This window comes from Pseudomonas sp. S2_F03, assembly GCF_054668335.1.
Map to the genome: position 1 here is coordinate 4,907,711 of NZ_CP162759.1, position 20,094 is coordinate 4,927,804.

Consider the following 20,094-nt stretch of genomic DNA (forward strand, 5'->3'; position numbering starts at 1 on the left):
ACAGGACTGGAGGGCAAACGGCGCTTAACTGGTGCGAAGTCCGTCAATAAACCCGAGGATGCGAGTGCCCAGTTCGGCCGCCAGCGGCAATTGCGGATCTTTATAAGAGGCCATTTGCCGTTTTACATCGTTGGGCACGATGCGCATGACGTGGTTCATGCCTTCGATCAGCGCCAGTTCGGCGTCCGGTTTGGCGGCCTTCAGCAGCCTGGCATCACCGACGCCGACCTGAATGTCGTTGCTGCCCTGAATGATCAGCGCCGGCATCTTCAACTTGGCGAACGCTGCCGCCGGGTCCTGACGGAACAGCGAAATCAGGTACGGCTGTACACTTGGGCGGAAAATCACCTGGAGCGGTGGCGGCACGTTTTCGTCAACGTGCCCGGCCTTGAGGCTGTCGAGCAGCTCATTGCTGCGCTGCATCAGGGCGGGCGGCAGGCGATTGCTCAACTGCTGGCGCAACACCTGATCGACCGGTCGAGCACTGCCGGACAGGGAAATGACCGCCGCAGGATCGACACTCGGTGCCGCCAACGTGGCGATCAAGGCGCCTTCGCTGTGGCCGAGCAAAATCAATGGGCCGAAACGTGGATCATGTTTGAGTTTCTCGCCCCAGGCTTCAGCGTCGGCGACATAGGCCTCTACCGACAGATTGCGCTCGTCCGGCGTGGCTGCAAGGCTCGCCGCCACGCCGCGTTTGTCGTAACGCACGCTGGCGATGTTGTGTTTGGCCAGCACCCAGGCCAGCCGTTTGAGGCTGTCATTGCGCCCGCCATCGGTATTGTTTCCGTCACGATCCGTAGGGCCGGAGCCGGAAATGATCAGGACAACCGGTACGGGATTGTCGGATTTTGGCAGCAACAACGAGCCGAATAGCTCACCGCTGCCGGTGTCCAATGTAATGGGCCGTTGCAACACAGTGGCCTGGGCAAAGCCAGATATCAGGGTAAGGCTCAAGGCTAGAACTCGCAGCATCATCACGCCATCATTCACAAAGATGCCGGTTGGACTCGCAGGCACCCATAAGGTTCGAGGATGAACTACTTGGGTAGCCTGCGTATACTGGCGCGCATTACGTATTCAGGTTCTATTTCACGGAGCGTCCTGCATGTCCGGCAATACCTACGGCAAGCTGTTCACTGTCACCACCGCGGGCGAAAGCCATGGTCCGGCGTTGGTCGCCATTGTCGACGGCTGCCCGCCGGGCCTGGAAATTTCCCTTGAGGACCTGCAGCGCGACCTGGATCGGCGCAAGCCCGGCACCAGCCGTCACACCACTCAACGCCAGGAAGCCGACGAAGTCGAAATCCTCTCCGGCGTGTTCGAAGGTCGCACCACCGGTTGCTCCATTGGCCTGCTGATTCGCAACACCGACCAGAAGTCCAAGGACTACTCGGCGATCAAGGATCTGTTCCGTCCGGCCCACGCCGACTACACCTACCACCACAAATACGGCGAGCGCGATTACCGTGGTGGAGGTCGCAGCTCGGCGCGCGAGACGGCGATGCGCGTGGCGGCAGGCGCCATTGCGAAAAAGTACCTGGCGACCCAGGGCATCGTCATTCGCGGCTACATGAGCCAGCTCGGCCCGATTGAAATCCCGTTCAAGACCTGGGATTCGGTCGAAGAGAACGCCTTCTTCAGCCCTGATCCGGACAAAGTCCCGGAGCTGGAAGCCTATATGGACCAGCTGCGTCGCGATCAGGATTCGGTCGGTGCGAAAATCACCGTTGTGGCTGAAGGTGTCATGCCAGGCCTTGGCGAGCCGATCTTCGACCGCCTCGACGCTGAATTGGCCCATGCGCTGATGAGCATCAACGCGGTCAAAGGCGTGGAAATCGGCGCCGGTTTCGCCAGCGTCGCCCAACGCGGCACTGAGCATCGTGATGAAATGACCCCGGAAGGTTTCCTCAGCAACAATGCTGGCGGCATTCTGGGGGGATCTCGTCCGGTCAGCCGATCGTTGCGCACCTAGCGCTGAAGCCGACGTCAAGCATCACCACGCCGGGTCGCTCCATCGACATCCATGGCAACCCGGTGGAAGTCATCACCAAGGGCCGTCACGACCCGTGCGTCGGTATTCGTGCAACGCCAATCGCTGAAGCGATGATGGCCATCGTGCTGATGGATCATCTGCTGCGCCATCGCGGGCAGAACGCCGATGTGCGTGTGAGCACACCGGTGCTGGGTCAGCTTTAATGGCTGGCCTTGAAGCCGCTGCAGTCTGATGACTGTGGCGGCGCTCCCGTACTGGCGGCTCTCCAGTTTCTACCTGTTCTATTTCGCCTTGCTCGGTTCGACGGCGCCGTTTCTGGCGCTGTATTTCGATCACCTGGGTTTTTCCAGCGCGCGGATCGGCGAGCTGGTGGCGACCCCGATGCTGATGCGCTGCGTGGCACCGAACATCTGGGGCTGGCTGGGTGATTACACCGGCCGACGCTTGGCCATCGTGCGCTTCGGCGCGGTGTGCACGTTGCTGACGTTTTCGCTGATTTTCGTCAGCAAGACCTACGCCTGGCTGGCGATGGTCATGGCGTTGCACGCGTTCTTCTGGCACGCGGTATTACCGCAATTCGAAGTCATCACCCTGGCGCACTTGAAAGGCCAGACTGCGCGCTACAGCCAGATTCGCCTCTGGGGTTCGATCGGCTTCATCATCACCGTGGTCGCGCTGGGGCGGTTGTTCGAATGGCTCAGCCTCGACATCTATCCGGCCGCGCTGGTGTTGATCATGGCCGGGATCGTGCTCAGCAGCCTGTGGGTGCCCAACGCGCAACCGGTCCAGGGTGAGCGGCTGGCGGGCGAGGGCTTCCTCACGCAATTGCGCAGCCCCGGCGTGTTGGCGTTTTATGGCTGCGTGGCGTTGATGCAGTTGAGCCATGGTCCGTACTACACGTTTTTGACCTTGCACCTGGAGCGATTGGGCTACAGCCGTGGCGTGATCGGCATGCTCTGGGCGGTCGGCGTGGTCGCCGAAGTCCTGATGTTCCTGGCCATGAGCAAAATCCTTATGCGCTTCTCGGTGCGCCGGGTGTTGATGGCGAGTTTTCTGCTGGCGGCACTGCGCTGGCTGCTGCTGGGGTCATTTGCCGACCATCTGTGGGTGTTGCTGTTTGCCCAGGTGCTGCACGCGGCGACCTTCGGCAGCTTTCACGCAGCTGCCATCCAGTTCGTGCAACGCAGCTTTGGCGCACGCCAGCAGGGCCAGGGCCAGGCGTTGTACGCCGCGCTGGCCGGCACCGGTGGCGCATTGGGCGCGCTGTATTCCGGCTACAGCTGGAATGCCTTGGGCGCCACATTGACCTTTAGTATTGCAAGCCTCGCAGCCCTGGCGGCTGCCGTTATCATTGCCACACTTCTGCAAGAGGACAGGCCATGAGCCTTACCCGTGAACACCTTGCCCAGGAAATCATCGACGCCGGGCGTTTTCTGTATGGCCGCGGCTGGTCACCGGCCACCAGCAGCAACTATTCGACGCGCCTGTCGCCGAGCGAAGCGCTGCTGACCGTGTCCGGCAAGCACAAAGGTCAGTTGGGTCTGGATGATGTGTTGGCCACCGACCTGGCGGGCAACAGCCTGGAGCCGGGGAAAAACCGTCGGCCGAAACCTTGCTGCATACCCAGCTTTACAACTGGCGCCCGGAGATCGGCGCGGTGCTGCACACCCATTCGGTCAACGCCACGGTGTTGTCGCGCCTGACGCCGGAAGACTTCATCGAGTTCGAAGACTACGAACTGCAAAAAGCCTTCAGCGGCGTGTCAACCCACGAGTCTCGGGTACGGGTACCGATTTTCGACAATGATCAGGATATTGCGCGCCTTGCCGCCGAGGTGCAGCCTTGGCTGGACGCCCACCCCGATTGCGTCGGCTACCTGATTCGCGGTCATGGCCTCTATACCTGGGGCGCACGGATGAGCGATGCGTTGCGGCAGATCGAGGCCTTTGAATTTTTGTTCGAGTGCGAGTTGAAGACGCGCGCGATCCTTAACCGTTAAGGAGTTGCCCTGATGAGCAGCCTGTCCGTTTACCACGTCTCAAGCCCTGACTTACCGAACAAGGTGCTGACCCATTTCGAAGACATCGCCTCGACGCTGGCCGAGCAGGGCGTGCGCTTCGACCGCTGGCAAGCGGCGGCGAAGATCCAGCCTGGCGCCAGTCAGGAAGAAGTGATCGCCGCCTACCAGGAACAAATCGACAAGCTGATGACCGAACGCGGCTACATCACCGTCGATGTCATCAGCCTGAACAGCGATCACCCGCAAAAAGCCGAACTGCGTGCCAAGTTCCTCGACGAGCACCGTCATGGCGAAGACGAAGTCCGGTTTTTCGTGGCCGGTCGTGGTTTGTTTACCCTGCACATCGGTGATTACGTCTACGCGGTACTCTGCGAAAAGAACGACCTGATTTCGGTGCCGGCGGGCACGCCGCACTGGTTTGACATGGGCGAGCATCCGCATTTCGTCGCGATCCGCCTGTTCAACAACCCTGAAGGCTGGGTGGCCAATTTCACCGGCGAAGACATCGCCAACCGCTTCCCGCGTCTTGAGGACTGAACCGATGCCGATCAAAGCGATGCTCACCGACATCGAAGGCACCACCAGCGCGGTGAGTTTTGTGTTCGACGTGTTGTTTCCCTACGCCGCCAGACACCTGCCGGATTTTGTCCGTCAGCACGCCGGGCGCGCCGATGTGGCGCAGCAGCTGTCTGCCGTTCGCCGCGATAGCAATGAGCCCGATGCTGATGTCGAGCGCGTGATCGAGATACTACTGGGCTGGATCGCCGAAGACCGTAAAGCCACGCCGCTCAAGGCATTGCAAGGCATGGTCTGGGAGCAGGGTTATCAGGCGGGGCAGTTGAAGGGCCACGTTTACCCGGATGCTGTTGAAGCGCTCAAGCGCTGGCATCAGGAAGGCTATCAACTGTTTGTTTATTCGTCGGGTTCGATTCAGGCGCAAAAACTGATTTTCGGTTGCTCGGAGGCGGGTGACTTGTCGCCGCTGTTCAGCGGTTATTTCGACACCACGTCCGGTCCCAAGCGTGAAGCGCAGTCTTACGAGCGCATCACCCAGGCCATCGGCCTTGAGCCTTCGCAGATTCTGTTTCTGTCCGACATCGTCGAAGAGCTGGACGCTGCGCGCACGGCCGGGATGGCGACCTGCGGGTTGGCGCGAGAGGGCGGGGAGTTGGCGGGCCATGTAACCGTCGACAGTTTCGAGCGGATAAACCCCACCACTTTCTAAAGCCCACAACTCATAACCTGTAGGAGCCGAGCTTGCTCGCGATGAGGCCCCGTCATTCAATATTGTTGTTGAATAACACACCGCCATCGCGAGCAAGCTCGGCTCCTACAGGGTTGGTGTGCAACCAGATATTGTCTGCAGCGCCAGAAACAACTCAGGCCGTGAAGCGAAAGCTCTCACGGCCTGAGTTGTTTTAGCGCTGGCGCGGTTTACGCCGTGTGATAAGTCGGCAGCGCAAACCGTTGCTGGCTTTGCAGCATGGAGATCTGCGGCAATTCGCTGGCCTGTTCGGCCAAGTCACGGCGAATCGCACTGATTACCCACGACAGCTGATCGCCAGCGTGCAATTGCTGGTAGGAAATCGAACGTTTAAACACTTTGCCTTCTGTGCTGCGCAGGGTCAGCAGAATCCCGCCGTCCGGGCGCGGTTGGGTGGTGACTTCGAAGTTGGAGAACAGGGACGAAAATTTTTCTTGGATCAGGTTCATGTCGATCAGCTCCATTTGCACATGATTGGCAAGCATGGAGAGGAGGTTGCAGTGATTGTGCCAGTACCTGATTTTTATAAAGTCGTTGTAAATCAATAAGTTAATAATCTTGCTGTTTTTCGGTTTCGTGCAATCTGCATGAATGGCCATCGTGCATCCTGCATTTTGAAAGATGAGCGATGATTGAATGGAACCAATCGGCGCGTCGATGTTCACGATTCATCCGTCGCTGGGCGGATACAAAACATTGCAAAAACCGCGTGTACAGCGCCAGAACCGCTGACGTATTTTCGGCCTCTATAAACGCCGCCCGACAATAAAAAAATCAGCGGGAGCACGCATGAAACGCACGTCGAACGACACGATTACCTGGGGCATGATGCTCCGCAAACTGCCGACGATCGCCAAAGCCATTCCCCGCGTGGTGAAGGGCCTGAAAGTCGCCAACGTCAAGGATCCGACCCAACCGTGTGGCCTGGGCTGGAGTTTCGAGCAGGCGACATTGCGCAACCCCGAGGGGCCCGCATTACTGCAGGGCGATGTCACGCTGAGCTATACGCAGGTCAACCAATGGGCCAACCGCATTGCGCATCATCTGATTGCCCAAGGCATCGGCAAGGGTGACGTGGTCGCAGTCTTCATCGAGAACCGCCCGGAATTGCTGGTAACGATTCTGGCGGTGGCCAAGGTCGGCGCGATAAGCGCCTTACTCAATACCTCGCAGACCCGCGATACGCTGGCGCACAGCCTGAACCTGGTGGCGCCCGTGGCGATCATTGTCGGTGGCGAACTGGTCCCGGCGTTTTCGCAAGTCCGCGAACGGGTGTCCATCGCGCCAGCGCGAACCTGGTACGTCGCCGATCAAGACACCTACAGCCATCCGGGCATTGCCCCCGATGGTTTCGTCAACCTGATGACGGCCAGTGCCGACGCGATCGACGACAACCCGGCCAGCAGCCAGCAGGTTTTTTTCGACGATCCTTGTTTCTATATCTACACCTCGGGCACCACCGGATTGCCCAAGGCCGGTGTCTTCAAGCACGGGCGCTGGATGCGCAGCTCCGCCAGTTTCGGCCTGATCGCCCTCGACATGCAGCCGCACGACATCGTCTATTGCACTTTGCCGCTGTATCACGCGACCGGGCTCTGCGTGTGCTGGGGCTCGGCCATCAGTGGCGCCTCGGGGTTTGCCATTCGACGCAAGTTCAGCGCCAGCCAGTTCTGGAGCGACGTCCGCAAATACCACGCGACCACCCTCGGCTACGTGGGCGAACTGTGCCGTTATCTGGTGGATCAGCCACCGAGCGCCGACGACAGCCAGCACACCGTGAAAAAAATGGTCGGCAACGGTCTGCGTCCCGGCGCTTGGGACGCCTTCAAAACCCGTTTTGCCATCGACCACATCTGCGAGCTGTACGCGGCCAGCGACGGCAACATCGGGTTCACCAATATCCTCAACTTTGACCACACCATCGGTTTCTCGCTGATGGCCTGGGAATTGGTGGCTTACGACCACGACAGCGGTCAGCCGATTCGCAATGCCAAGGGTTTCATGAGCAAAGTGCCCAAGGGTGCACAGGGTTTGCTGTTGGCCAGGATCGACGACAAGGCGCCGCTGGACGGCTACACCGATCCGAAAAAGACCGAAAAAGTCGTATTGCATGACGTGTTCCAGAAGGGCGACCGTTTCTTCAACACCGGTGACCTGCTGCGCAACATCGGTTTCGGCCATGCGCAATTCGTCGATCGGCTGGGCGATACCTACCGCTGGAAGGGCGAAAACGTATCGACCACGGAAGTCGAAAATATCCTCTTGCAACACCCGCACATCGCCGAAGCCGTGGCGTATGGCGTGGAAGTCCAGAACACCAACGGGCGTGCCGGGATGGCGGCAATTACGCCGGCTGAATCCCTGGCCACCCTGGACTTCAGCGAACTGCTGGAATTTGCTCGCCAGCAAATGCCGGCCTATGCGGTGCCGCTGTTCTTGCGGGTGAAAGTGAAAATGGAGACCACCGGGACGTTCAAATACCAAAAGACCCGGCTCAAGGACGAAGCCTTCGACCCAGGCAAAACCGGCGACGACCCGATCTATGCCTGGCTACCCGGCACCCAGACTTACGTACAAGTGACCGAGCAGGTGCTGGCGGATATCCAGGGTGGCAAGTACCGCTATTGAATGTGGCTATGGCGGCCCTTGAGAAAAAACAAGTGACAGCGTGGGGGCCGCTCGGGAAACTGTCGGCTTTGCGAATAACCCAACAGGGAGCCCCCGATGTCAGACCAAAGCCGCCAGATGACCCCCGAAGAAGCCGCTGAATTTGCCGAACAGGTATTCAACAAGGCGCGCGAGGGCGATGCGGCCATGATGGCTGCGCTGTTGACCAAAGGCCTGCCGCCTAACTTGCGCAACCACAAAGGCGACACCTTGCTGATGCTGGCCGCCTACCATGGCCACGTGGAGACCGTGAAAGTCCTGCTCGAACACAAGGCCGACCCGGAAATTCGCAACGACAACGGCCAGAGCCCGATCGCCGGTGCGGCGTTCAAGGGCGATCTGGCAGTGGTCACGGCACTGGTCGACGGTGGCGCGCAAGTGGAAGGTTCATCGTTTGATGGCCGTACTGCTTTGATGATGGCCGCGATGTTCAACCGCGTTGCCATCGTGGACTACCTGATTAGCAAAGGCGCCGATCCGAAGCCAAGGACGCCAATGGCGTGTCGGCACTCGATGCGGCGAAAACCCTGGGCGCTGTCGATACCATCGCTCAGCTGGAAAAGCTGCTCGGCTGACCTTTTGTGGCGAGGGAGCTTGCTCCTCACCACAGGTCCGCAATCCCTCCTGAATGCGCTATCCTTCGCGCCCTCCAAAATTCACTCGCTACAGGATCCGTCGCCATGAAAGCCGCACTCGTCGAACTCATCAGCAAAATCAGCTCCGGGTGCATGAGCGACGACGAAATCCTCAAGGTCGCGGACGAAGCGGCCCAGGCCTACGCCGATCCTGAAGCTTTTCTGACGGCCAATCCGGATATCAACTACGACGACACGTTCCCGATTCCATTGGGCGAATGGGTGGTGGTCGGCAGCCTGCCGGAGACGGTGCTGTTCCAGGCTGATACCTACGTGGACCTGTTCGCGCAGATCGTCGCCTCGTTCGGCCCAGGCGTTGATTTCAATATCAAACCCAAGCAGTTGGCCAAAACCGAAGCCCTGACCGCGCTCAACCGCATTCAGGTGCAGATGGGCAGCATGAACAAGGAAAACGGCGGCTACACGCTGATGAATTTCAGCCAGTTGCTCGACGATGAGCTGCAAGTGGTGTTGGTCTACGGCAACGACATTCCTCGCGTGCTGGAGCTGTGCGCCGAAGTCGGCATCGCTGCCGCGCCATCGCTGGAAGCGCTGAAAGTGGCCATCCACGTCCGACACCCAGACACTGTCAATAAAAAGGAACCCTCGCGACGACCGTCTATCCTAAGAGGGCTTATCACTCTTTGGGAGCGTCACCATGGGTTCCACGTTCAACAGCCTTGTTGCGTTGATCATTTTTGTCCTGGACATCTGGGCCATCATCAACGTGTTTAAAAGTGGTGCCACCACCGGGATGAAAATCCCTCTGGGTGTTGTTGATCGCCTTTCTGCCGGTGCTGGGCCTGATCATCTGGGCCATCGCCGGGCCACGGGGCAACGTCAAATTCCTGACGGGTCTCCCAAAAAACGACACTGAACCTGTGGGAGCGTGGCTTGCCCGCGATGAACGATATCGCGGTGCAACTGACAGATCACGTCGTCTGCTTCGCGGGCAAGCCCGCTCCCACAGGATTGGGGTGAGCCGATCAAGAGGTTCGACCTGTCATCTTCGGCGACGTAGAATGCGCGCCTTTCCCGGTCAATCGAGCCAATCGATTGGCCATCATGGGCGGGTAACCGTCCGTTGCCACCCGCATTCATCGGAGCACTTCCCATGAGCACCACCCCTACCAGCGACTACCTGGAAACCCTCTACGAAGGCTATGGCCAGCGTTTTCGCATGGAAAAACTGCTGCACGAAGTGCGCACCGAACATCAACACCTGGTGATTTTCGAAAACCCGCGCATGGGCCGGGTAATGGCACTGGACGGCGTGATCCAGACCACCGAAGCCGACGAATTCATCTACCACGAAATGCTGACCCACGTGCCGATCCTGGCGCACGGTAGCGCCAAGCGTGTGCTGATCATCGGTGGCGGCGACGGCGGCATGCTGCGCGAAGTGGCCAAGCACCGCAGCGTCGAACACATCACCATGGTCGAAATCGACGGTACCGTGGTCGACATGTGCAAGGAATTCCTGCCAAACCACTCCAAAGGTGCGTACGAAGATCCTCGCCTGAACCTGGTGATCGACGACGGCATGCGTTTCGTCGCCACCACCACTGAAAAGTTCGACGTGATCATTTCCGACTCCACCGACCCGATCGGTCCGGGCGAAGTGCTGTTCTCGGAAAACTTCTACCAGGCCTGCCGCCGCTGCCTGAACGAAGGCGGCATTCTGGTCACCCAGAACGGCACGCCGTTCATGCAGATAGAAGAAGTCAAAACCACCGCCGGGCGCCTGCGCAGCCTGTTCCCGGATTGGCACTTCTACCAGGCGGCCGTGCCGACCTACATCGGCGGCTCGATGACGTTTGCCTGGGGCGCGACCAATACCGCTTATCGCAAACTGTCCCGCGAAACCCTGCAGCAGCGCTTTGCCGGTAGCGGCATCATCACCCGTTACTACAATCCAGAGATCCACATCGGCGCTTTTGCCTTGCCGCAATACGTCCTGCAGGCTGTGAACAAGCCAAGCAACGACTGATCCCGCGTCAATCAGAAAGGGCCGTTTGCGGTGGTGTGGAAAACACACCGCTGCCGGCCCTTTTTTTCATCTGTCCTGGAGCGCGTCAGTGGAACAATTAGCCTGCTAACAAGGTCGAGATGCTTGTAAGCCCATCCATGGGTTTTATCGAGGAGGCACTGATGCAAAAGTGGAAAATCACTTTCGTGGATGATCACGGCGAAACCATCGACGAAGTCTTTGAGTGCGACGAGTGCCCGGACAACGAGGAAGCCGCCAAACTCATCAAGGCCAGGCTTCTTCCTGTGGCCGCCGAACTGGATCTGAATGATCTGGAAGGACGAACCGTTGATGCCGGCGTCAAAAGCCTCAAAGCCCAGAACAGCATCCAAATCCTCGGCATCACGCCAATCTGAACACCTCCTGTCTCATTCTCATCCAGGCTCTTGGCAGCGGCTCTCTCTTGAGGCTACTCTGCAATCGAGATCAGCGAATGGATCGCTAAGGTCTGGTCTTGTCAGCTACATGCTTAGCTTCCCACCGGCAACGAGGTTGCCGCATCGCACGCACCATTCGGTTGCGTGTGCCGGGAATACGGAAAGTCTATCCATCACTATGAGGGGGACGTTTCATGAGCACAGCCTATCAAGAAGACATCAGCAGCCCGGTGCTGCGCCGCATGAAAGAAGGCGGTTTCGACTTTTCAAGATTCCACCCCATCGAGTTCTACGCCATTTTTCCCGACGAGGAGCGGGCCCGCAGAGCAGCAGGTCATTACCGTGGCGAATCGCTGAATGCGCAAATCAGTGTGCGCGACGATGGCGCATGGGCACTCGAACTGAGCAAGGTCATGTACGCCACTTATGATGACATCGGCGATTTCGAGCAAGGTTTCGAGGCCGTGGTCGAGCCTCTGGGCGGCATCATTGAAGGATGGGGCGTCAAGCAGGAGGTACGAGGGCTACTCGCATAATCCTATGAACAGTGACACGCACTAACGGCTGACCTTCGGGTTGGCCGTTTTGGTTTATGGGCGCAGTAAACCGCTGCTGGCAAAACCCTGAAACAAGAATCCGAGGCAAAAAAACCGCCTGAGCAGGCGGCTAAAGGGAAGTTCGGGCTGTTTTTCCAGCGAATGCGCGGATTATCCCGGGCCGAAACCGGGCAGTGAAATCAACTCTGACTATGCTGGTGATAGGCGACAACGTCGCCTTGCAATGAAGCGGGGGCAATCAGGTTGGGGCGTTTGCTGCACAGGATTGGTGCGGTATTGGCGGTGTGAAAATCCAACTGATTGATATCAAAGCGTTTATGCCGCTGGCACGGGCCTTGCGAAGGTCTGGATGTCCGGGTGACAAGGAGTACGGCATGATCCGCACCTATTTTGATGAAATGTACGATGCCGGCGGCCAGGTCCGCCCGCATTATCGGGAGTTTGCCCGTTGGCTGGCCGAAACGCCTGACGAGCTTTTGGCACAACGGCGACGCGAGGCCGATCTGTTATTTCATCGCGCCGGGATTACCTTCACGCTCTACGGGGACGAGCAGGGGACAGAGCGCCTGATTCCCTTCGACACCATCCCCCGCAGCATCCCTGCCAGCGAATGGCGGGTCGTCGAACGCGGCTGCATTCAGCGGGTCAAGGCATTGAACATGTTCCTTGCCGACCTCTATCACGAGCAGCGCATCATCAAGGCCGGCATCATTCCGGCCGAGCAAGTACTGGCCAACGAGCAATACCAGTTGGCAATGCAGGGGCTGGACCTGCATCGCGATATCTATTCGCACATCTCTGGCGTCGATCTGGTGCGCGACGGTGACGGCACGTATTACGTGCTCGAAGACAACCTGCGCACACCCAGCGGCGTGAGCTACATGCTCGAAGACCGCAAGATGATGATGCGGCTGTTCCCCGAACTCTTCGCGGCACAACGCATCGCGCCCATCGATCACTATCCGAATCTGCTTCTGGACACGCTGAAAAGCTCCAGCCCGATCGACAATCCGAGCGTGGTGGTGCTGACGCCGGGTCGTTTCAACAGCGCCTTTTTCGAGCATGCCTTTCTGGCTCGGGAGATGGGGGTTGAACTGGTGGAAGGCGCGGACCTGTTTGTGCGTGACGACAAAGTATTCATGCGTACCACGGACGGCCCGAAAGCCGTCGACGTGATCTACCGTCGCCTCGACGATGCATTCCTCGACCCGTTGGCCTTCAATCCAGACTCGATGCTGGGCGTTCCGGGGCTGCTGTCGTCGTACCGCTCCGGCAATGTCGTGCTGGCGAACGCCATCGGTACGGGCGTTGCGGACGACAAGTCGGTGTATCCGTTTGTCACCGACATGATCCGTTTCTACCTCGACGAAGAACCGATCCTGAAGAACGTACCGACGTTCCAGTGCCGCAACCCGTCTGAGCTGTCCCACGTACTGGCCAATCTTCCGGATCTGGTGGTCAAGGAAACCCAGGGCTCGGGCGGTTACGGAATGCTGGTGGGGCCGGCGGCGACGACGGCGGAAATCGAGTCGTTCCGAGAGCGGATCAAAGCCAAGCCGCACGCCTACATCGCGCAACCGACGTTGTCCCTGTCGACCTGTCCGACCTTTGTCGAAAACGGCATTGCGCCACGCCATATCGACCTGCGTCCGTTTGTTTTGTCTGGCCGCGAAACCCGGGTCGTGCCCGGCGGTTTGACCCGTGTCGCCCTGCGTGAAGGCTCTCTGGTGGTGAATTCCTCCCAGGGTGGCGGAACCAAGGACACCTGGGTGGTCGAGGATTGAAGGAAGCCTGCCATGTTAAGTAGAACTGCCTCGGATCTGTATTGGATGTCACGTTACCTGGAGCGGGCGGAAAACCTCGCACGGATGCTCGACATCAGTTATTCGCTGTCGTTGATGCCGCAGGATGATCGCGGCAACGGCCTGCACGAACTCGCCATGCCGTTGCTGATCACCGGCACCCTGGACGATTACCTGGAGCGCCATGGTGAGTTGCATGCCGAACGGCTGCTGCACTTCTTCGCCCTCGACGCCGCCAACCCGGCCAGCATCTACAGCTGTCTCGGCGCGGCGCGGGCCGGTGCCCATGCGGTGCGTGGGCGAATCACCGCCGACATGTGGGAAAACATCAACGCCACCTGGCTGGAAATTCGCGGGATTGCCGAGCAGGGCTTGAGTCGCTACGGCATGAGTCGCTTTTGCGAGTGGATCAAGGAACGTTCCCATCTGTTTCGCGAGTGCTTCCTACGGCACCATCATGCGTAACGATGCGTTCCGCTTCATTCGCCTGGGGACGTTTATCGAAAGGGCGGACAACACGCTGCGCCTGCTCGACGCTCGCTACGAAATGGCCGGCGATCAGGCCGAAGCCGTCGGTGACGGCACGGCGCACGCCTATTACCAGTGGAGTGCCTTGCTGCGGGCGCTGTCTTCGTTCGAGGCGTACACCGAGATCTACCGCGACGCGCCCGGTGCCCGGCATGTGGCTGAGTTGCTGTTACTGCGGGCGGATGTACCGCGTTCGCTGCGCGCCTGCACCGAAGAAATCGACCAGATCCTTGCCAGTCCGCCGGGAGCCAATGGCCGTCCCGCACAGCGTCTGGCCGCTGAAATCGACGCGCGCCTGCGCTACACCGGTATCAACGAAATTCTCGACGAAGGCCTGCACGCCTGGCTGACCGAATTCATCCCGCTGGTGCGCCAGTTGGGCAACGCCATTCACAGTTCTTACCTGGAGGCTGCATGAGACTTTCCATTAGCCACGAAACCACCTATCACTATGAAGATCAGGTGCGGGCGAGCATCCAGTACCTGCGACTGACACCCCACGACAGCGAGCGCCAGCACGTGCTCAGTTGGCAACTCGACCTGCCGCGCCCGGTGCGCGCGCAACTCGATCCGTTCGGCAACATCCTGCACGTGCTGACCATGGACGAGCCGCACGAGGCGATCATCATCGGCGCCCGTGGCCAGGTGGACATCGACGAACTGAGTGAAGCCGAGCATGAAAGCCAATCGGCGCTGCCGTTCCTGCGTTTTACTCGCCTGACCGAGCCCGACGAAGCCTTGCGCGCATTCGCGCAAAAAGAGTGCAAAACACGCCGGGATCGCACGGCGCTGATCGACTTGATGCATGGCTTGAACCAGCACATGACCTACACGCCGGGCTCAACCGAAGTCGACACCAGTGCGGCTCAGGCCTTCGCCGGGCGCTCCGGCGTTCTGTCAGGACCACACCCATGCGTTTCTCGCCTGCGCGCGTAGCCTGGGCATTCCGTCGCGTTATGTCTCGGGTTATCTGTACAGCGAGAACAGCGAACACCTGGCCAGTCACGCCTGGGCGGAAGCCTGGCTGGATGACGCCTGGTACAGCTTCGACGTGACCAACGAATTGGCCCGGCCGGAACGTCACTTGAAACTGGCGGTAGGCCTGGATTATCTGGATGCCTGCCCGGTGCGCGGGATGCGCCGGGGCGGCGGGTGTGAACAGATGCATGCGAAAGTGTTTGTGTCGCCGACACCGATGCCGGTTATCTCTGTCCAGCAGCAATAAACCTGCACGCTGATCATTCCCACGCTCTGCGTGGGAATGCAGCCCGGACGCTCCGCGTCCCACCGAAGCGGACGCAGAGCGTCCATTGAGGCATTCCCACGCGGAGCGTGGGAACGATCGGTTACGGTTTAACCTTGCGCCCGACCATGTGCTTCAAATACCCCACCAACTTCTCCAGATCCCCATCCGGCAATACCTGCGCGGAAAACCCCGGCATCTTCGCCTGCGGCCACTGGCGCAAGCTCTGCGGATCACGGATATACCGCTTCAGGAAATCCGCTCCAAAATACTCGGTCGGGTTGTACGGAATATTCAGATCTGGCCCGAACTGCGCATCCCCGGCACCGTTCAGTCGATGGCAGGCCAGGCAATTCTTCTGAAACAGTGCAAAACCTTGATTGACCGGATCATCGGCTTTTAACCCGGGATCAGGCAGCAGGGCAGGGAAGCGTTCCGCCACCGGCGCCAGGCGCTTGATGCTGGCGACCTGGAACGGCCATTGCTCCGGGCTGATATTGCCGGCTTTTGGATTCGTCCAGACCAGATAAAACGGCCCGGCACCCGGTTTGCCTTCAGACAATGCCGGCCATGGTTTGGCCGGGTCTTCAATCGCCAGCCACGCCTGCGCGCCCTGAGTGTTGAGCAACAGGGCGGCGGCCAGCTCGGCGGCAAATCCATCCAGCGCCACGGCTTGCAGGTGGTCATCAGGCTTGATGCCGGTCAACAACGCCGCCAGCGGCACAGCTTGATAGTTCATCTCGCGTTTATAGGAAACGTCGTCGGCAATGTGAAGGGTCTGGATTTTAGGGTGCTTGAGCAGTTCCCCGGTTTGCCAGGTGCGGCTGTTCGCGCCCAGCTCAAGGTTCAGCTGTGCGGCAAACAGAGGCGTGCTGAGCAGCAAGGCCCCGAGCAGTGTGAGCGTTTTCAATAGATCGCCGTCCATGTCGTGCAAGTGCCATAAAGGTTGGCACACCCACGCTGGCCCGGGTAGCGAGCCGGTCACAATTTTAAGATGGCGATAAATTCTTGGCGCTTGAGTCAGCCAATCACCTTGGTCAGGTTCGGCAAAATCAACAACAGCGTAGTGGCGAAAAGAATGAGCCCGGCTTGACGTACTTTCGAGATGTTTGAACATGGCTTGACCGCCTTTTTTGTTATTTCCTGATGCCTGCCTGCATATCTCCATGACGGCAGAGCGTTGCACTTCCTGTCAGACGAGCGCCTCGGCAAAACCCGACGACAACTTCGTACACTTCACCTTAGAGCCCGCGTCAGCCGCGGTTTAGATCCATTTCGTATGAGGCTGCCATTAAAGCTCTTAAAAAGGCATGAGGCCTATTGCCAGCTTCTTGGGCGCCCGTTTCGCTAGACAGCTCCGTCTCCTGAATCGGTTAATTCGGTAGTTCACTACCGTCCGTCTGAGCGTGTGCGTCAACGTCGATGAGCGCTGCGGTCATTGAATCCGCGGCGGCTCGGCATAAGGGGGGAGGTAAGAACTCGCATTTACCCACTGCCCAGGTTCGAGGACGTCATGACCCACGCTTTGATTTTCGACGCATTACGCACGCCCCGTGGTAAAGGCAAAGCCGATGGCGCCTTGTACAGCGTCAAACCGGTCAATCTGGTGGCCGGGTTGCTGACGGCGTTGCAGCAGCGTACTTCGCTCGACACCAGCCAGGTCGATGACGTCGTGCTTGGCTGCGTGACGCCGGTTGGCGATCAAGGCTCCGATATCGCCAAGACCGCGACCCAAGTGGCGGATTGGGACGTCAGCGTCTCGGGCGTGCAGATCAACCGCTTTTGCGCTTCGGGGCTGGAGGCGGTGAACCTTGGCGCGATGAAGGTGCGCTCCGGTTTCGAAGATCTGGTGGTGGTCGGTGGCGTCGAGTCGATGTCTCGCGTGCCGATGGGCAGCGACGGTGGGGCCTGGGCGCTGGACCCGGAAACCAACCTGCACAGCCATTTCACCCCGCAGGGCGTGGGTGCTGACCTGATCGCCACCCTTGAAGGTTTCAGCCGCCAGGACGTCGATGCCTACGCGTTGCACTCGCAGCAGAAAGCCGCGCGGGCGCGGGCGAATGGTTCGTTCAACAAGTCACTGGTACCGGTGCAGGATCAGAACGGCATCATCCTGCTCGATCACGATGAGTTCATTCGGGCCGATTCCACGCTGGAAGGCCTGGGCAAGCTCAAGCCGAGTTTCGAAATGATGGGGCAAATGGGCTTCGACGCCACGGCGTTGCGCGTCTACAGCCACGTCGAACGGATCAGTCACGTACACACGCCCGGCAACAGTTCCGGGATCGTCGATGGTGCGGCGCTGATGCTGATCGGTTCCGAAGCCAAGGGCCGGGCGCTGGGCTTGCAGCCGCGGGCACGGATCGTCGCCACGGCGGTCACCAGCACCGACCCGACCATCATGCTCACCGGCCCGGCGCCGGCTACCCGCAAAGCACTGGCCAAGGCCGGCCTGCGGGTCGAAGACATTGACCTGTTCGAGGTCAACGAGGCGTTTGCCTCGGTAGTGCTCAAGTTCATCAAGGACATGGCCATCGACCCGGACAAGGTCAACGTCAACGGCGGTTCTATCGCCATGGGCCACCCGCTGGGCGCCACGGGGTGCGCGATTCTCGGCACGCTGCTCGATGAGCTGGAAACCCGGCGCCTGCGCTATGGCCTCGCGACGCTATGTGTCGGCGGCGGCATGGGCATCGCCACCATCATCGAACGCCTCTGAGCCCCCCGACTTCCAAGGAAACATGTTCATGACTGAAGCCATTCGTTACGAAAAGGGTCAGGACCAGATTGTCGTCCTGACCATCGACATGCCGGGCCAGAGCGCCAACACCATGAACGCGGTCTACCGCGAAGCCATGGAGGCCTCCGTCGCTCGCCTGGTCGCTGAAAAAGACAGCATTGCCGGGGTCATCATCACCTCGGCGAAGAAGACGTTCTTCGCCGGTGGCGACCTCAATGAACTGATCAAGGTCGGCAAACCCGAAGCCAAAGCGTTCTACGACATGGTGCTGACCCTCAAAGGTCAATTGCGCACCCTGGAAACCCTCGGCAAACCGGTGGTGGCGGCGATCAATGGCGCAGCATTGGGCGGCGGCTGGGAAATCTGCCTGGCGTGCCACCACCGCGTGGCGCTGGACAATCCGTCCGTACAACTTGGCTTGCCGGAGGTCACGCTGGGTCTGTTACCGGGCGGAGGCGGGGTGGTGCGCATGGTGCGGATGCTGGGTATTGAGAAAGCATTGCCCTATTTGCTGGAGGGCAAAAAAGTCCGGCCACAACAGGCGTTGCAAGCGGGTTTGATTGACGCGTTGGCGAAAGATTCTGGCGAGCTGCTCAGCAAGGCACGGGCCTGGATTCTGGCCAATCCGACGGCGGTACAACGCTGGGACGTGAAGGGCTATCAGATCCCCGGTGGCACACCGTCCAGCCCGAAAGTCGCGCAGATGCTCGCCATCGCGCCATCGATCCTGCGCAGTAAAACCCAAGGCTGCATGCCGGCGCCGGAGAAAATTCTCTGCGCAGCCGTTGAAGGTGCTCAGGTGGACTTCGACACCGCGCACCTGATCGAAACCCGCTATTTCACCGAGTTGACCACCGGTCAAATCCTCTAAAAACCTGATCGGCACGTTCTGGTTCCAGCTCAACGAAATCAACGCCGGTGGTTCGCGTCCACAGGGTTTTGCCCCTTATGTGACGCAAAAAGTCGGCGTGCTCGGTGCCGGGATGATGGGCGCCGGCATTGCATTTGTCAGCGCATCGGCGGGCATTGAAGTGGTGCTCAAGGACATCAACCTCGCGGCAGCCGAGAAGGGCAAGGCCCATTCGGCGGCGCTGCTGGACAAAAAGTCGCGCGGGGCCAGCTACTCCCCGAGCAGCGCGAGGCGATTCTGGCGCGGATCGTGACCACTGAAAGCGATGCCGACCTGACCGGTTGCGACCTGATCATCGAGGCGGTATTCGAAGACCGCGAGCTCAAGGCCAAAGTGTCCTCGGCCGCGCAAAAAGTCGTCGGCCCGGCGGCGGTGATCGCCTCCAATACTTCGACCTTGCCGATCAGCGGCCTGGCCACGGCTGTACCGGATCAGACCAAGTTCATTGGCCTGCATTTCTTCAGCCCCGTAGAGAAAATGCCGCTGGTAGAAATCATCAAAGGCGCGAACACCAGCGACGAAACCCTGGCTCGCGGGTTCGATTTCGTCCTGCAAATCAAGAAAACTCCGATTGTGGTCAACGACAGTCGCGGTTTCTTTACTTCGCGGGTGTTCGGCACCTTCACCAACGAAGGCATCGCCATGCTCGGCGAAGGCGTCAGTGCACCGATGATTGAAACCGAAGCCCGCAAGGCCGGCATGCCCATCGGACCACTGGCGATCTCTGACGAAGTTTCCCTCAGCCTCATGAGCCATATCCGCCAGCAAACGGCCAAAGACCTGCAAGCCGAAGGGAAACCGCTGATTGAGCACCCGGCCTTTGCCGTGATTGACTTGCTGCTCAACGAATACAAACGGCCCGGCAAAGCGGCAGGAGGCGGTTTCTACGATTACCCGGCCGCTGGCCAGAAACATTTGTGGCCCGAGCTGAAAAGCCGTTTCGAGCAGCCAGACAGGCAGATATCGCCCAAGGATGTGCGTGATCGCCTGTTGTTCGTGCAAGCCCTGGAAACCGTGCGCTGCGTGGAGGAGGGCGTGCTGATGTCGACGGCAGATGCCAACATCGGCTCGATCTTCGGCATCGGTTTCGCGGCGTGGACGGGGGCGCGCTGCAATTCATCAATCAGTACGGGGTGAAAGACTTCGTCGCCCGAGCCCAATACCTGGCCGCGCAGTATGGCGAGCGCTTCAATCCGCCGGCCTTGTTGCTGGATAAAGCCGCCAAAGGGGAGACGTTTTAAGGGACCGATGACGCCTCGCGGGGCTTGCCTTGGAACGGTGTTTCGAGGCAGGCTCTGGGGTGTGCATTATTCCCATCACGTGTCA

General features: G+C 59.5%; 11 protein-coding genes and 9 pseudogenes. 17 read left to right on the top strand and 3 right to left on the bottom strand.

What is annotated here, in order from left to right; translation table 11 throughout:
* Positions 1-24: 24 nt before the first annotated feature.
* Positions 25-1,024 (bottom strand): annotated as a pseudogene (locus tag AB4N76_RS22970) (alpha/beta hydrolase).
* An 84-nt stretch (positions 1,025-1,108) separates the two neighbouring features.
* Between AB4N76_RS22970 and aroC the strand changes: the two are divergent.
* The 5 genes and pseudogenes from aroC to mtnC all read left to right on the top strand — a co-directional run bounded on the left by aroC (position 1,109) and on the right by mtnC (position 5,241).
* Positions 1,109-2,199, top strand: a pseudogene (gene aroC, locus AB4N76_RS22975) (chorismate synthase).
* Between the two features lie 28 nt (positions 2,200-2,227).
* Positions 2,228-3,379: an MFS transporter gene (locus AB4N76_RS22980; protein WP_460163562.1), complete on the top strand. Its 1,152-nt coding sequence runs from the start codon at positions 2,228-2,230 to the stop codon at positions 3,377-3,379.
* A pseudogene (locus AB4N76_RS22985) lies at positions 3,376-3,995 on the top strand (methylthioribulose 1-phosphate dehydratase). The gene AB4N76_RS22980 and the pseudogene AB4N76_RS22985 overlap by 4 nt, the downstream one beginning before the upstream one ends.
* Positions 3,996-4,007: 12 nt before the next feature.
* The gene (locus AB4N76_RS22990; protein ID WP_077430607.1) at positions 4,008-4,553 is read left to right on the top strand and encodes a 1,2-dihydroxy-3-keto-5-methylthiopentene dioxygenase; all 546 of its coding nucleotides are present in this window, start codon (positions 4,008-4,010) and stop codon (positions 4,551-4,553) included.
* Positions 4,554-4,557: 4 nt separating this feature from the next.
* Positions 4,558-5,241, top strand: coding sequence for an acireductone synthase (mtnC, locus tag AB4N76_RS22995; protein WP_460163563.1), 684 nt, complete (start codon positions 4,558-4,560; stop codon positions 5,239-5,241).
* A 209-nt stretch (positions 5,242-5,450) separates the two neighbouring features.
* Here the strand turns inward: mtnC and AB4N76_RS23000 are convergent, their stop codons facing one another.
* Positions 5,451-5,729, bottom strand: coding sequence for a DUF3509 domain-containing protein (locus tag AB4N76_RS23000; RefSeq protein ID WP_046027152.1), 279 nt, complete (start codon positions 5,727-5,729; stop codon positions 5,451-5,453).
* 340 nt (positions 5,730-6,069) lie between these two features.
* Here AB4N76_RS23000 and AB4N76_RS23005 point away from each other — a divergent pair, with 340 nt between their 5' ends.
* The 10 genes and pseudogenes from AB4N76_RS23005 to AB4N76_RS23050 all read left to right on the top strand — a co-directional run bounded on the left by AB4N76_RS23005 (position 6,070) and on the right by AB4N76_RS23050 (position 15,100).
* Positions 6,070-7,908, top strand: a complete 1,839-nt coding sequence (locus AB4N76_RS23005; protein WP_460163564.1) for a long-chain-acyl-CoA synthetase — start codon at positions 6,070-6,072, stop codon at positions 7,906-7,908.
* Between the two features lie 96 nt (positions 7,909-8,004).
* Positions 8,005-8,522, top strand: a pseudogene (locus AB4N76_RS23010) (ankyrin repeat domain-containing protein).
* 105 nt (positions 8,523-8,627) lie between these two features.
* Positions 8,628-9,155, top strand: a pseudogene (locus AB4N76_RS23015) (hypothetical protein); the annotation flags it as partial.
* Positions 9,156-9,240: 85 nt separating this feature from the next.
* Positions 9,241-9,427: pseudogene (locus AB4N76_RS23020) on the top strand (PLDc N-terminal domain-containing protein); the annotation flags it as partial.
* A gap of 269 nt (positions 9,428-9,696) precedes the next feature.
* Positions 9,697-10,572 carry a polyamine aminopropyltransferase gene (gene speE, locus AB4N76_RS23025; RefSeq protein ID WP_046027090.1) on the top strand — a complete coding sequence of 292 codons (876 nt, stop codon included), beginning with the start codon at positions 9,697-9,699 and terminating at the stop codon, positions 10,570-10,572.
* Positions 10,573-10,733: 161 nt separating this feature from the next.
* On the top strand, positions 10,734-10,967 hold the full coding sequence (locus AB4N76_RS23030) for a hypothetical protein (RefSeq protein WP_046027089.1): 234 nt from the start codon (positions 10,734-10,736) through the stop codon (positions 10,965-10,967).
* A gap of 215 nt (positions 10,968-11,182) precedes the next feature.
* The gene (locus AB4N76_RS23035) at positions 11,183-11,524 is read left to right on the top strand and encodes a ribonuclease E inhibitor RraB (protein ID WP_460163565.1); all 342 of its coding nucleotides are present in this window, start codon (positions 11,183-11,185) and stop codon (positions 11,522-11,524) included.
* A 395-nt stretch (positions 11,525-11,919) separates the two neighbouring features.
* Positions 11,920-13,329 (top strand): circularly permuted type 2 ATP-grasp protein, encoded by a 1,410-nt coding sequence (locus tag AB4N76_RS23040; protein ID WP_077430604.1) that lies wholly within the window; start codon positions 11,920-11,922, stop codon positions 13,327-13,329.
* A gap of 12 nt (positions 13,330-13,341) precedes the next feature.
* A pseudogene (locus AB4N76_RS23045) lies at positions 13,342-14,293 on the top strand (alpha-E domain-containing protein).
* Positions 14,290-15,100 (top strand): annotated as a pseudogene (locus tag AB4N76_RS23050) (transglutaminase family protein). The pseudogenes AB4N76_RS23045 and AB4N76_RS23050 overlap by 4 nt, the downstream one beginning before the upstream one ends.
* Before the next feature lie 121 nt (positions 15,101-15,221).
* Here the strand turns inward: AB4N76_RS23050 and AB4N76_RS23055 are convergent.
* Complete coding sequence (locus tag AB4N76_RS23055; protein WP_460164632.1) at positions 15,222-16,043, bottom strand: c-type cytochrome; 822 nt, start codon at positions 16,041-16,043, stop codon at positions 15,222-15,224.
* Between the two features lie 588 nt (positions 16,044-16,631).
* On the opposite strand from AB4N76_RS23055, the gene AB4N76_RS23060 reads away from it, so the two are divergent.
* Both AB4N76_RS23060 and AB4N76_RS23065 read left to right on the top strand, forming a co-directional pair.
* On the top strand, positions 16,632-17,837 hold the full coding sequence (locus tag AB4N76_RS23060) for an acetyl-CoA C-acetyltransferase (RefSeq protein ID WP_077430602.1): 1,206 nt from the start codon (positions 16,632-16,634) through the stop codon (positions 17,835-17,837).
* 28 nt (positions 17,838-17,865) lie between these two features.
* Positions 17,866-20,009: pseudogene (locus AB4N76_RS23065) on the top strand (3-hydroxyacyl-CoA dehydrogenase NAD-binding domain-containing protein).
* Positions 20,010-20,094 lie beyond the last annotated feature (85 nt).